This is a genomic window from Alteromonas sp. V450, assembly GCF_001885075.1.
Lineage (GTDB): Bacteria > Pseudomonadota > Gammaproteobacteria > Enterobacterales > Alteromonadaceae > Alteromonas.
The window spans coordinates 411,275-424,484 of record NZ_MODU01000004.1; the positions used below are offsets into that span (position 1 = coordinate 411,275).

16 protein-coding genes and 1 pseudogene are annotated in these 13,210 nt (G+C 41.4%); 8 read left to right on the forward strand and 9 right to left on the reverse strand.

All coding sequences use genetic code 11. The features are described from left to right. Positions 1 to 180: 180 nt before the first annotated feature. Both BK026_RS01830 and folX read right to left on the reverse strand, forming a co-directional pair. Positions 181 to 1,077, reverse strand: coding sequence for a TIGR01777 family oxidoreductase (locus tag BK026_RS01830; protein WP_071814278.1), 897 nt, complete (start codon positions 1,075 to 1,077; stop codon positions 181 to 183). Between the two features lie 20 nt (positions 1,078 to 1,097). Further along, a complete protein-coding gene (gene folX / locus BK026_RS01835) occupies positions 1,098 to 1,466 on the reverse strand; it encodes a dihydroneopterin triphosphate 2'-epimerase (RefSeq protein ID WP_071814279.1) in 369 nt (122 codons plus the stop codon). A 73-nt stretch (positions 1,467 to 1,539) separates the two neighbouring features. On the opposite strand from folX, the gene BK026_RS01840 reads away from it, so the two are divergent. Beyond that, a complete protein-coding gene (locus BK026_RS01840) occupies positions 1,540 to 2,571 on the forward strand; it encodes an AI-2E family transporter (RefSeq protein WP_071814280.1) in 1,032 nt (343 codons plus the stop codon). Between the two features lie 100 nt (positions 2,572 to 2,671). On the opposite strand, the pseudogene BK026_RS19935 reads toward BK026_RS01840, so the two are convergent. Continuing rightward, positions 2,672 to 2,743, reverse strand: a pseudogene (locus tag BK026_RS19935) (IS3 family transposase); the annotation flags it as partial. An 802-nt stretch (positions 2,744 to 3,545) separates the two neighbouring features. On the opposite strand from BK026_RS19935, the gene BK026_RS01845 reads away from it, so the two are divergent. From BK026_RS01845 to BK026_RS01875, 7 genes are read left to right on the forward strand one after another with little or no spacing between them, the layout of a single operon-like run. Beyond that, positions 3,546 to 5,042 (forward strand): hypothetical protein, encoded by a 1,497-nt coding sequence (locus BK026_RS01845; protein ID WP_071814281.1) that lies wholly within the window; start codon positions 3,546 to 3,548, stop codon positions 5,040 to 5,042. Between the two features lies 1 nt (position 5,043). Continuing rightward, positions 5,044 to 5,346 (forward strand): hypothetical protein, encoded by a 303-nt coding sequence (locus tag BK026_RS01850; RefSeq protein WP_071814282.1) that lies wholly within the window; start codon positions 5,044 to 5,046, stop codon positions 5,344 to 5,346. A gap of 40 nt (positions 5,347 to 5,386) precedes the next feature. After that, positions 5,387 to 5,854 carry a hypothetical protein gene (locus BK026_RS01855; RefSeq protein WP_071814283.1) on the forward strand — a complete coding sequence of 156 codons (468 nt, stop codon included), beginning with the start codon at positions 5,387 to 5,389 and terminating at the stop codon, positions 5,852 to 5,854. After that, positions 5,835 to 6,209: a hypothetical protein gene (locus BK026_RS01860; RefSeq protein WP_071814284.1), complete on the forward strand. Its 375-nt coding sequence runs from the start codon at positions 5,835 to 5,837 to the stop codon at positions 6,207 to 6,209. The genes BK026_RS01855 and BK026_RS01860 overlap by 20 nt, the downstream gene beginning before the upstream one ends. 29 nt (positions 6,210 to 6,238) lie before the next feature. Next, the gene (locus BK026_RS01865; protein WP_071814285.1) at positions 6,239 to 6,484 is read left to right on the forward strand and encodes a hypothetical protein; all 246 of its coding nucleotides are present in this window, start codon (positions 6,239 to 6,241) and stop codon (positions 6,482 to 6,484) included. 9 nt (positions 6,485 to 6,493) lie between these two features. Then, on the forward strand, positions 6,494 to 7,099 hold the full coding sequence (locus BK026_RS01870; RefSeq protein ID WP_083574968.1) for a cysteine peptidase family C39 domain-containing protein: 606 nt from the start codon (positions 6,494 to 6,496) through the stop codon (positions 7,097 to 7,099). Positions 7,100 to 7,154: 55 nt separating this feature from the next. Beyond that, positions 7,155 to 7,508, forward strand: coding sequence for a hypothetical protein (locus BK026_RS01875; RefSeq protein ID WP_071814287.1), 354 nt, complete (start codon positions 7,155 to 7,157; stop codon positions 7,506 to 7,508). A gap of 741 nt (positions 7,509 to 8,249) precedes the next feature. On the opposite strand, the gene BK026_RS01880 is transcribed toward BK026_RS01875, so the two are convergent. From BK026_RS01880 to trpB, 6 genes are all read right to left on the reverse strand, one after another. After that, positions 8,250 to 9,593: an ATP-binding protein gene (locus BK026_RS01880; protein WP_071814288.1), complete on the reverse strand. Its 1,344-nt coding sequence runs from the start codon at positions 9,591 to 9,593 to the stop codon at positions 8,250 to 8,252. After that, complete coding sequence (locus BK026_RS01885) at positions 9,590 to 10,264, reverse strand: response regulator transcription factor (RefSeq protein WP_071814289.1); 675 nt, start codon at positions 10,262 to 10,264, stop codon at positions 9,590 to 9,592. The genes BK026_RS01880 and BK026_RS01885 overlap by 4 nt, the downstream gene beginning before the upstream one ends. Before the next feature lies 1 nt (position 10,265). Further along, positions 10,266 to 10,535 carry a PepSY domain-containing protein gene (locus BK026_RS01890; protein ID WP_071814290.1) on the reverse strand — a complete coding sequence of 90 codons (270 nt, stop codon included), beginning with the start codon at positions 10,533 to 10,535 and terminating at the stop codon, positions 10,266 to 10,268. Between the two features lie 372 nt (positions 10,536 to 10,907). Further along, complete coding sequence (locus BK026_RS01895; RefSeq protein ID WP_071814291.1) at positions 10,908 to 11,207, reverse strand: YciI family protein; 300 nt, start codon at positions 11,205 to 11,207, stop codon at positions 10,908 to 10,910. Between the two features lie 4 nt (positions 11,208 to 11,211). Next, positions 11,212 to 12,021 (reverse strand): tryptophan synthase subunit alpha, encoded by an 810-nt coding sequence (trpA, locus tag BK026_RS01900; RefSeq protein WP_071814292.1) that lies wholly within the window; start codon positions 12,019 to 12,021, stop codon positions 11,212 to 11,214. Continuing rightward, positions 12,021 to 13,202, reverse strand: a complete 1,182-nt coding sequence (gene trpB / locus BK026_RS01905) for a tryptophan synthase subunit beta (protein ID WP_014976090.1) — start codon at positions 13,200 to 13,202, stop codon at positions 12,021 to 12,023. The genes trpA and trpB overlap by 1 nt, the downstream gene beginning before the upstream one ends. Positions 13,203 to 13,210: the final 8 nt, after the last annotated feature.

Genomic DNA, 13,210 nt, shown 5'->3' on the forward strand with positions numbered 1-13,210 from the left:
ACTTGAATCTAAAACGAATCCAAAACGGACAGACACTTGAACAAGTATTGTTGAATAAGTTTTGCAGCGGACAGTCACTTACTAGAAGTGAGTGACTGTCCACTATTAGGTGTTAGGTGAGATTTGAGTGACTGTCCACTGTTAGGTGCGAGTGTCTGTCCACATTTCCTTAGATTATGATTAAGCGCTATATATGTCGCTTAGAGCATCATCGATGGCAGGATATTCAAATGTAAATCCGGAAGACGTAAGTTTCTCGGGAATAACTCTTTGACCTTCCAAGATCATCGTTGAGGATTCGCCCATCGCTACCTTCATAAGAAAACTAGGTACATTAAACAGACAGGGACGGCCAAGCGATTTAGCGAGAGCTTTAGAGAACACTTTGTTTGTTACAGGTGCCGGAGCTGTTAGGTTAAACGCGCCAGAACAAACTTCTTTTTCGAGTAAAAACGCAATGCCACGTACCATATCCTGAAGATGGATCCAGGCTAAGTACTGACTCCCACTCCCCAATGTACCTCCTACCCCCAATTTAAACGGCAGTGCCATCTTCCCTAATGCGCCACCTTTTTCGGATAGAACTACGCCAGTACGCAGTGTTACTACGCGTGTTTTAGTTTGATCTACGCTTTGGGCAATAGCTTCCCATTTTGCGCAAAGTTCATGGGTAAATTCGTTATGAGGTGAGGTATCTTCAGTTACAACCTTGTCTTTTTGATTGCCGTAAAAACCAATTGCAGAGCCCGATAAGAAAACTGGCGGCGGCCTGTCACAACTGTTTATCTTGGACACTAGCGCAGAGGTGATATCCCAACGACTATCGCAAATTGCTCTCTTTTGAGTGTCTGTCCAACGCTTATCGGCGATAGGTTCTCCAGCTAAATTAATTATCGCGTCAAAACGTTCAAAACTCTCTATCGACGAAACGTTCTCAACGACTCTAACGTGATTTCCTAACTTACTTTGTGCACTAGCAACGTTACGAGAAACTACAGTAAACTCGTGATCACGCGAATATTGGTGAATAAATTCGCTACCAATTAGCCCTGTTCCACCGGTCATTAGAATATTCACAATTCACTCCTTAGGCGCGCTTATCCCGTCTTATTGCAGGATAGCGTGAGAGACACTGAGTCAGAAAACCTCAGTGCGTGTGGCTTATCTACTTCAACCTCAGCATAACGTACTGAAGAGTGCTCTGCTGCAATACTTAGCACATCGGCGGTAAGCTTCTCTAACAGAGAAAAGCGGTTGTCTTCTACAAGTTTAATTATCGCTTTTGTGATTGTTTTATAATTTAGTGCATCGCTCATGTTGTCAGTATTGGTTGCTTTTTCTGCGTCGTAATCGATTTTAACGTTAACGACAACGTCCTGTTTGTTCTTTATTTCATCTTCATTGATGCCAATGTATGTGCGTAGTCTTAAGTTTTTAATTTTAATAGTGGCAAGATTAAAGTTCATTGAAGTCTCTTGTTTGTAGTTGTTTATAAGTCGTTGTAAAGTATTGTCGTTTCAGTCAGGAATGTAGCACAAAATGTCAATGGAACTACGCTCGCCAACAGCAAAAATGCTCATAGTATTAGCATGTTTAATCGTGGTGATGGCCGGTATTAAAGCGGCCAGCACAATAATGGTACCGTTCTTTCTCTCTATTTTTATAGCGATCGCGTGCAGTCCAATAATACGTTGGACGTCAAAATTTGGGGTGCCAAAATGGCTCTCTATAACTTTTGTTATACTGCTTATTGTTGTTTTTGGTTTTCTTTTGGCTGGCTTGGTTGGTCAGTCAATGACCGAGTTTAGAGAAAATCTGCCTGAATACAGAAGTAAGCTTGATACTGAGTTTGCTTGGGTCGTGACTAAACTGGCTGAATATAATATTCACATCAATAGAGAGTTAATTGCTTCCCACCTCGACCCAGCAACAGCTATGTCTGTAGCCACAAATTTTATAAGCGGGATGGGCGGTGTACTCTCAAACCTCTTTCTAATTCTCCTCACTGTTATTTTTATGCTTTTTGAAGCAGATAGTATTCCTCGCAGACTACACATCGCGTTATCAGACCCTGATATGAAGTTAAAACACATCGACAGGTTTATACGCTCTGTGAATAGCTATCTTGCTATCAAAACAGTGGTGAGCCTGGGGACTGGACTAATCATTGGGTTATGGCTTTATATTATGGGCGTTGATCACTTTATGCTATGGGCTGTGCTTGCTTTCATGCTTAACTTTATTCCCAATATTGGTTCAATAATTGCGGCAGTCCCGGCTGTACTTATTGCTTTTGTGCAATTAGGGCCAGCGTCTGCGGGTTTTGCTGCTTTAGGCTTTGTAATGGTTAACACTATCATGGGAAATATGGTTGAGCCTCGGTTAATGGGAAAAGGCATGGGGCTTTCGACGTTGGTTGTTTTTCTCTCGTTAATATTTTGGGGTTGGTTGTTAGGCACAGTAGGCATGCTATTGTCAGTGCCCTTGACGATGGTTGTAAAAATTGCACTAGAATCAAGAGACGAGAGTAAATGGCTTGCCGTACTGCTTTCAAGCGAAGGTAGTAAATAAAGCGATTAGTAGTAGGTGTTAAGTAGCAGGCGCCAGAACTGCGAGATTGAAGCCCAACAACCTCGGTAAGTGAAGTTGCCCCATTAAGTAGGACTCATTTTTAAGCGGCAACTAAGGCCTGATTTCGATGTTGTATCGGACTCAGGCTTTTTAACTTAATACGTTCGCTGTTGAATGCGAGCCTGTTTTAAGCCAGTATTGAGTCACGATTGAGAGTGTGCAATTAAAAGCTGTCGAAATTTACGTGTTTGTCCACTGACTCCGCTTGTCAGAAGGTAAGTGGTTGTCTGCTGACGAAGTGGTGTTTTTTGCGCAAAAACAGTTTAAAAGGCAGATTGTAAGAACGGCTGAGAAGTGTCTAGGTTATTTGTGTCGATTCAGTTGCGGGAATTGCTACAATTGTATTTATCCTTCAATTTACAACAATTGGACATCAAAGTATTACTCCGTGCGATATTGCTATATCTCCTCTGTGTGTAAATTAAATAAATTACCTCCAGTAATAATGAAGAGTTATCTATTGAGGACCTTTCCTATACCGACCTCGTTTGCTTGGCGGAGCATTTTGCGAGAAAAGAGGACTGGCAACAGTAACGCAAAATTAACTCACTACATCGAAAAAAGGTTTCCGGCGAATGTTAGCAAGGATTCATGAGCCTATTCATCAGAATTATGCTCATCAATAGCTCCCGAATTCCGTCACTTCTGATAAAAAACAAAAAAATTTAACCCCACTTTTCTACCAGACTCGTCTAATAGATAAACTCGATCACATTTGTGTTCTGTTACAACTAGAGACGACACTAAATAAAGCGTCAAAAGCTATGGGGAAAAACAATTATTTCTATAGTGCTTTGTAGGCCAAATTCACTTTATATTCTATAAGGCTAGAAGTTTGAAGATTTGTCCTCGTTTCATACGAGTTTCTTTCATCAGTTAAAATTAGATATGAGGTTAGTAAGGAAATTAGAATAATGGAAAAAAACAATTTTCAAGCCATTCTGTCTACTTATTTTGTTTGTGTCCATTTCAGGAATGCTGTTTTGAAAAGAAAGACTCTCGATGCAAAGACAACTTCAATCTTATGTTTTCTGACTCTAGCACTGGCTCTTTTCTTTTCCATTGAGTTACAAGCCAAAGAAAAAGAAGATTACTTTGATGAAAGAGCCGGTTACTTCAAAGTTTTGTATTCTAAAACTAATTATCTAACAACGCTTGCCGTCTATCGTGTCGGAAAGCCTTCATATAATATCCTTACTAATGCTAATGATAAGTTACTTGACATTGGTACTGGCCTCAAAATTGGTGGTCCAAAGGGGGCGCTTGCTTCACTGATAGTAAATCAAGGTAGAAAGGGCGGTTTGGCGTTGCTTAGTGCCTATCTTGAGACTCCACAACAAGTTACATATGAATACGCTGCAGCCTTCATGAAGGAAGGGCTCGAAAAGTATAAAGTCAATTATAGTTTATATAGAAAAGGTCTTGGGAATTTATCAGCTGACGAGGAAAAAAGATTTAGAGAGAATCAAGCGTTTGTTGACTTGTTGGGTGACGCTAAAGAACTTTATCTTTCAAGTAAAGACGCGAAGCAAGCGCCACTTGTTTACGAAGATGGTGGGGACCTTTTGTCATCGGTAGAATCTGTTTTTACGAAAAATGCACATATGAGCAAGACGCTGCTCACTTTGAAAATCGCCGATATTCTAATTGCAACTACAGTCAATTTAAATGACTACGAGCCTTTCGTTTCGTTCAATCAACAATTCGAACGCAGCGTTTTAATTAATTCGGGGGATGAAAAAACGACTACTAATAAAGTAAATGCTAGCTCCACATTCTCACCACTAAATCTAAATTTTACATTTGATAACTATAGGACCCGAAATGATTTTGAAGCCGACTTTTTATTAATTAGAAATCCTTCGATTAGTATAGTGAGAAGAAAAGAAACAGATAGAAATGTTCTTGACGTTAAAGAGGTGAAGAAGTGTGAATCATCTATTCGCTTGACTTCGCTAATTACGTTACAGGGCGAAACATCGATTGGCATCGATCTCCACACCGTAAACTACTCTAAAAGTCGCAATAACAATTCAAAAGCCAATATAGGTCTTGCATTAGCTCCTAAAGGAGCTGGATGCGAAATGTTTATTCCAATTATCAGCGCCGAAAGCACAGGAATGCCTGAATTAGAATTTAGTGATGGTACTGTCGCTACCGTAGGAGACCCCATGGCATGGATAAATATAGAGATGAACATTTTTCCAAGTGGTCAGATTGACTACAAGTGGGGCCATGCAAAAGAGAACAAAAATATAAACAAAAGATTTAGAAAACGCGCAAAAGCTTCGTTTGACGCGAATCGAGAATATGAGTTGGTTATATATGGGCACGCTGAGAGTTCAACTCGTGCTTGGGTCGACAACATCGTTATCAAGCAGTGGAAGCAAAAAAAGATTAATAGAAAATAAAATGAAAAAAATCATATTAGCGTTAACTGTGGTGATATCAAATTACGCGGGTGCAACCTCTGGATGCATTAGTACTACAGAGAACGGAAAACAGTATTGTTCAAAAGTTATGTCTTTCAGCAGTTGCCAAATGACACGCAACTCAGCCACTTTGATAAATGACTTAAAGGTCATTAAAAAAGAACTTGCAGTTATCAAGCAAAATCCAACAACACGACAAAAGCATAGGATCTGTGTTGGGAGAGACATAGGCGAAGTCGTAGGCTATGAGTCAGGCAAAGTTCTAAGTAGCCAACAAAGTTAAAGGCTCGAACAAAATCTAGTAACAGAGCCTAAGCGATGCGATGGCGATAGATACTGGCAAGTATTTGGTTCATGCGCGGATAAATGTGGAATCGGACATAGGACCGTTACATGTAGCAATAGCGCTAAATGTCAATGCTTTGATAGGCGCAGGTCTAGGGAAGGATGTATGTAAAGGGATGTTTAAAATAACGATATTTTTGAAAGGTATGATTATGAAAATAAATAAAATCACAAGGCCTCTCGCATATTTTGCTCTGTTGTTTGCTTCTGTTTTTCTTGCAGGATGTCAAACATGGGGCTGGGTTGAAACAGTTGATAGAAAAGTCGAACAAATTGACAAAAGAAATAAAGGTTATGAAGAAAGTGTAGGGATCTGCAAAGTATACGATAAGAATGGCTCGTTGAAAGCTTGCCTACACAATCCAAGAGACTTTTGCAACTCATTAAGCTCTGGAAAGGATATTGAAAGAGTTGCATGGGAAGCGAATGGCAGCTGTTATAGATAGTATAAAAACAGCTTTTTTATATGTTATACGAGGAACTAATATGTCAAAAAAACTAAAAAAAATTTTGTCAACTATTTTACTGAGTGGGGGCATGAGTCTTTTTTGTCTGAATGCGCATGCAAACTCAAATAAAGTAGAGCCATTATCAATGTGTAAATCTGTTTTTAAAGTCGATGATTCCAAAACTGAAATATTAAAGTCGGATTACTTGTCTGAATCAGATTTAACAGAACTTCAAATACTTGAAGAGTGCACTGATGTGAGTGCAGTTGAAGGTGGTGGGATGATGAAAAATACAGTTTATGGTTTGGCTTTGGGCGGGCTTATCATTCTTATTATTGGTGCTAGTGCATAAGAATCTTTTGTTAAATATAGAGGTGGGTCATGGAAAAAATTATTAAGAATCTGTGTTGCGTAACTATGTTGTCATTGAGCTTTTCAAGCTTAGCTGATGAAAAATTAGCTATCACTGAAGACGGAGTTCAGCTGTCAAAAGAAGATTTGATGTTACTAAGAGAATCTGAATCTGAAGATGTACTAGAAGTGAAAGGAGGTAAAAGCCAGCAAGAGTATATTTTAAATATTGCCGCTGGTGTTATAGCAGCAGGTGTGATACTTGCTGCCGGTTGAGCAAAAAAAATGCTTAATATGAAATTTTTGTTAATTTTGATTGCCGTAAACTCGCTGGCAGGGTGCGCAGGTATACGGCATATCACGAATGAAAATAACGCCAAATCAATACCATTTTTTGAGCAATCAGATAGGACGACTTGTGGGGCAGCTTTGTTAAGTTCTGTGATGCATTTTTACAATAAGCCTCTTTCGGAAAAATCCATTCTCTCGACTTATCCCATGAGTGATTTAGAAGCTGGCTATTCAATTGGCGAGTTGAAATTTATTGCTTCAGAATCAGGGTTTCAGGCATTTGCGATAGAAGGCAATGAGGTGATTCTTGAAAGAATGCTCAACAAGAACCTACCTGTCATTATTGCAATCAGGAAACATATATATGATGACCTCTATATGACGGTACTGAGTGACCATTTTTTGGTGGACTTTATGTTTGGTGACAAGCTTGATTATGGCCATTACATTGCAGTTTTGGAGGAAGGTGAGAATGAGTACACGGTTCTTGATCCAGCAAAAGGTTACGGTGTTGTTCATAAAGGTTGGTTAATGGAGCGTTGGGGAAGCAAGTTAAATGCAATGCTTGTTTTAGTACCCTTAAAAAATTCGGTTAATTGAAAGCGCTGAAACAGTTTTGTTCTAATAATCTTACAGCTAAATAAGGAATACCATAATGAAAAAAAGACTAGTAAGTGTTCTGTTGTGTGGTGTAATTACTTTTCCTGCTCTATCGGGTCAGGTCAGCATACCTGCATGCGACGCTAGAAGTGGAAACGCAACTGTGGTGCTAGCTGGTGTCAAAGGTAAATGGGTTGGGTTTTCAGCTCGTGCTGGGAGTGGTGAAATCATCGACCTGCCACCTGAGAAAGTGAAGGGTTTTGCTAGTTTCGGTTCAGGATCCAAAATCTTCCATTTTGGAGGTAATAAAGGAGTAACTTCAGTTCGTGCTTCTACTTGGGCAGATTTCGACAAAAAGAAAAATCTAATGGAAGATAGGAAAGATGATAGTGGTTGGGTCTCATGTTAAAAGGTTCATGTAGCTACCTCTGGCCGGTGAAAAACGATTAATTGCATGAAGAAGCTAATCAGATTGAGGGCTTATGCAACATTAAGAGGTATTGTTTATGCAGAATATTTTAAAGATAGTTTTTGCTAGTTGCAATGACGGAGTATGTAGTGACGTGCAAGTAGTCGTGGCTTCGAATTTGACTGTTTAAGTTATCGAATCGAATAGCCCGATTTCGCTTGCAAAGATTAGTTATGAAAACGAACGATTTCCTTAACAACTAAAAGGCACTACATCGCAGTCTGGTAGAGCCTTTTTGTCATTCAATACGCTTCCTTTTGGCAACTCAAGTAAAGATTTTCATCAATTACGGTAAGTAAATAAAAAGGTAGACCTTTTGAATCAGAATGCAGTTTGAGCGTGTCAGCCAATGTTATCAATCTTTATCAGGGAAGTGACGTTGTACAAAATTACCTATTCAACTGGTCAAAAAAGATGGGACAATAGTGCACACGTTTCGCTCAGAAACGCTTCAGGAAGAAACTTTTTTTGAGACGATCAACTTCGCGAAATAGCGATGCTGGGGCGAGGAACACAGAAACTTCTGTAAAAGTCACAGTGAATCTAACGTTAATAGATACACCAAAAGCTGAAGATGCAAGCATTATAGATGCATACTTAATTATCAAAGGAGCAAATTCGTACTACAAGAATTCTGAGATATATTGTAAGAATTAAAACGCTAATAGGTTTTTGTAATTCCTACTTTTCAATTTGCGCCTGATTAGGAAACTGTAGCGTGATCAAAGCACCCCCAAGGTCGCTATCCCCAATTTGCATTCTTCCCTCATAAATAGAGACCAAATCAGCGACGAGAGCCATACCGATACCTTGACCTTCCGCGTAAGTATCAAGCCGTGTACCTCTCTCAAGTAGCACGTTCTTTTTACTCTCTGGAATGCCTGGCCCATCATCTTCAACCGTGATTACAAGCCATTTGCTTGATGTGGATCCAGAGATAATCACGCGTGTTTTTGCAGCTTTACAGGCATTGTCGAGTACATTTCCGCACAATTCCATGAGATCCGTTTCGTCACCTTTAAATGAAAGGTTTTCCGAAACATCAAGTTCTATAGCTAGCGTTTTTTCTTGGTATACCTTGTCCATAGCATCAGCAAGTTTACTGAGCACGCCGAAAACATTTATCGACTGCTGCCAAGCCGTTTTTCCTGCGCTGGCGCGTTTCAGTTGACGGTTAATTATCCGGTCGATTTGCTCAAGTGCTTCTGTAACCTCACTTGGTAAACTGCGATTTCCTGATGCTACCGCAAGTGGTGTTTTGAGGCTATGAGCCAGGTCACCTAAACTATTTTTATAACGAGTACGCTGTGCTGCCTCTGTCGTCAAAAGGGTGTTTATCGAGTCTTTTAAAGAGTCAAATTCAGCGGGGTATCGGGTATCTAGCTGATGTTTTTTACCCGCCGAAGCAAGAGATATTTCCTCTATTAACTTTCTGACTGGCGTGAGAACCAAGCTAATGCCGACTACTATGAAAATAAGTAAAGCAATACTTAACGTTACAATCCATTGCCATGTTGTGTTTAAAAACGCGGTTCGCTCTTCTTCAAAGCCTTCTCTGTTGTTAAATATATAGAATCGCACTGGCTCAAAGTCATTACTTGAAGCAAATTCGGCAGTAAAGGCATAAGTGAAGTACGTTTCACTTGGCTCAAAGTCAGGCCTTGAAGTTTCGACAAACAACTCATTGCCAACTGGTACCTGTAAACCAGGAGGTTTAAAGGTATATTCTAGTGCTGATGCTGATTGCCAAATTACTTGACCGCGAAATACGATAACACCCAAGTAACCAGAGCCCGGTAAGTTTAGCTGTTCTTCATACAATATTTCTGGCATGTACGGCATATCGCCGTCCAGTTCAAACGCTGATAAAAGGCCAAGATTCATTAGCCTCAACTCATTCATTTTTGCTTGAGTGAGGCTGTCTGTGTATGCTTCAACCAGAATGAATATTGTGAAAGGTGCGAATAAAGCAAGCAGTAGCACCGCTAGAAATACGCTTCGCAGTCGAAGAGATAACTGCCTCATAGACTTCGGTTTATTCTGTATCCACGCCCGCGCAGCGTCTCGATGGGTTTTAAACTTCCCTCAGGATCAAGTTTTTTGCGTAACCTACCAACAAAAACCTCTATAACATTGCTATCTAAATCGAAGTCTTGATCATAGATATGTTCAGTTAACTCTGTTTTTGAAATAACTTTCTGTGGATTTAACATTAAGTATTCCATCACTTTATACTCATAGGCTGTTAAATCTAGAGGTTTGTCATGTAACAAAAGCTCTTCGCTGACGGTGTTCAAAGAGATTGGTCCAAACTGGATAGTAGGGTTTGCTTGCCCAGACGAACGCCTGATCAATGCTTTTGTTCTTGCCAAAAGCTCTTCGTTATGAAACGGTTTGGTAAGATAATCATCGGCACCTGCGTCCAACCCTTCAACTTTTTCCTGCCACCTGTCGCGCGCAGTCAATATCAGTATTGGACAAGATACATCCGCTTGGCGCGCTTTTCGAATAACTTCAAAACCATCAAGTTTCGGCATTCCAATATCTACAATGGCAAGGTCGTAATCATACTCTTTGATCAAAAAGAGCGCGTGTTCCCCGTTATCTGCCAAGTCAACGCTATAACTATTTTGCTGTAAAAGAGTATCAAGTTGAGTAAGTAATCTGCTATCGTCTTCAGCAATGAGTATACGCATGTTATTCCTTATCTTTGGTGCTTTTTACTTTTCCAGAGCGTTTGTCGACATCAACTGATACCACGCGCCCCGATTTTTTTAGCACTTTCACGCGATATTTTTTAGAGGTTTGCTCCACTTTTAATACTCGCCCGTTTTCAGCATTTCGAGCTCGTTCCGCTGCTTCGCTTTTTGATATGTCACCACTTGAGCTTTGTAATGCCATAGCGTTATTCGCGCCAGAAAGCGCTAAAACAAGTGTTAAAATGGCAACTCGAAGCGATAATGTCATACAACCTCACAATAAATCCGCTCAGGTTAAATCAAAGCTAAGTATAACTTTGTAAACTGAACTCATTCTGAATTAGCACTAGTCTACATTGTAGCTTTTGAACTGTATATAAAAGGCAGTCAACATCAACTAAATTGGCGCTCTTTGGAGAGAAGGTTTTTAAAGGCACATAAATCAGAAAAAGGGCGATAAGCAACAGGTCGCCAAAAAAATAAAAAAGTGAATAAAAAAGTGGACAGTCACTTTCTCGCCCTATGGGGAGCCAACGAATGACTGTCCGTTTAATGCATGGGGAGCCAACGAGTGACTGTCCACTTTGTGCACTCATTAATAAAGCAGGTCTTTTTGAATTTTGTTCACGAGTGACATCGTTTACGGCAAGACTTTTTTGTACGGTTTGACTATAACGCTTTCATAAACACCAGCCTCAATATACGGGTCGGCATCTGCCCATGCTTGGGCTGCTTCTAGCGAATGAAACTCCGCGACTACTAGTGAGCCTGTAAATCCGGCCGGGCCAGGATCTGGGCTATCTACAGCAGGGAAGGGGCCTGCCATAACTAAACGGCCCGCATCTTTGAGCGCGTTCAAACGTTCAAGGTGAGCAGGGCGCGCCGCTAGTCTTTTTTCTAGACTGCCCGCCACATCGGTTGCACAAATCATATATAGCATGTGCTTATCCCTTAGCCGTAGCGGCTTTCATGCTTTCAACAAAGCTGCCAAGTTCACTGATCATTTTGTGACTGTCCGATAAATTAGCTGCAATGATGTTTACCGTCGCCGAGCCTGAAATTGCGCCAGCGGCACCTGCGTCAATAGCAGATTTAACCTGTTCAGGTGTAGAAATACCAAAACCTAATAATGCTGGCGCTGCTTTATGCTTGTTTAAGCGTTCGATAAGCTCTGAAGCAGGCACGTTTGCAGCCGTTTCTGCGCCGGTAACACCCGCACGGCCTAACAGGTATGTATAGCCTTTTGAGTATTCCCCGATTTTTTCCATGGTTTCTTCGGTGGCATTCGGCGGTGCTATCAAAATCTGAGAGATACCTGTTGCTTCTGCAGCTTTTTGGAAAGGTGCTGCTTCGCGAATAGGAACGTCAGCAACCAAAATTGAATCAACGCCTGCTTCTTGCGCTTTACCGTAGAAGCTCTCAACACCTTGGGCCATAACCAAGTTACTGTAAAGCAACAAACCAATTGGAACATCAGGGTATTTCGCGCGAACCCGAGAAATAACACCTAAGCAATCTGCTACCGTTACCTTATTGTTCAATGCGCGAATGGCCGATGCTTGGATCGTAGGGCCATCAGCGATAGGGTCAGAGTAGGGTATGCCCAACTCAAGTGCGTCAGCACCGCTTTCTACAAGCTGGCAAATAATGGCTTCAGATTGCGCTAAATCGGGGTCACCTACCATTACGAAAGGTACGAATGCGCCTTGGTTCTTTTCATCAAGGCCTGCAAACATTTGTGCATATCTATCCATTATAAATCGTCCCCTAAAATGTTGATGACGTGTGCTAAATCTTTGTCGCCACGACCTGATAAGTTAACTACGATGATGGTTTCTTCTTCCGCTTCATCTGCCATATTTAGCGCGTGCGCTAAGGCATGCGACGATTCAAGGGCAGGAATAATACCTTCTTTTCTTGCAAGCAATTGGAATGCGTTCAGCGCTTCTTCGTCGGTGGCGGCCACGTATTCCGCTCGGCCAATGTCGTGAAGATAAGCATGCTGAGGGCCAACAGCAGGGTAGTCGAGACCAGCAGATACTGAGTAGCTCTCTTCAATCTGGCCTTCTTTGTCTTGCATAATGAAGGTGTAAGCGCCGTGAAGAATACCTTTTGTACCCGTCACGATAGTTGCGCCGTGCTCTTTGGTGTGCACACCTTTACCCGCAGGCTCAACGCCCACCAAGCGCACAGAAGGCTCATCAATAAAGTCTGCAAACATACCGATAGCGTTTGAGCCTCCGCCCACACATGCTACTACAGCGTCAGGTAAGCGACCTTCTTTTTCCATAATTTGTGCGCGAGTTTCTTCACCAATCATACGGTGATATTCACGAACAATAGTCGGGAACGGGTGTGGGCCCGCGGCTGTGCCTAACAAATAGTGCGCTTTATCATAGTTTGCCGACCAGTCGCGCATGGCTTCGTTTACGGCATCTTTAAGCGTACCTGAGCCTGCGTTTACAGGGATAACCTCTGCGCCCATAAGCTTCATTCGGAACACGTTTGGCGCTTGACGCTCAACATCTTTCGCACCCATATAAATACGTGCTTTTAGCCCCAACAATGCACATGCTAACGCGGTGGCAACACCGTGTTGGCCCGCGCCTGTTTCGGCGATAACTTCTTTTTTACCCATGCGCTTGGTAAGTAGCGCTTGGCCTAGCACCTGGTTAGTTTTGTGTGCACCACCGTGTAGTAAGTCTTCACGCTTTAGGTATAACTTTACCTTTGGGTTACTTACCAGATTGCGAGTTAACGTCATTGACGTTGGGCGACCGGCATAGTCTTTTAACAGAGATAAAAACTCTTCGTTAAATGTCGGGTCGTCCTTAGCATCCAAAAATGCTTTTTCCAGTTGGTCTAGTGCTGGAATAAGTAGCTCGGGCACGTACATGCCACCAAATTCACCAAATTTTGTATCTAACTGGTTCATTACGTTGT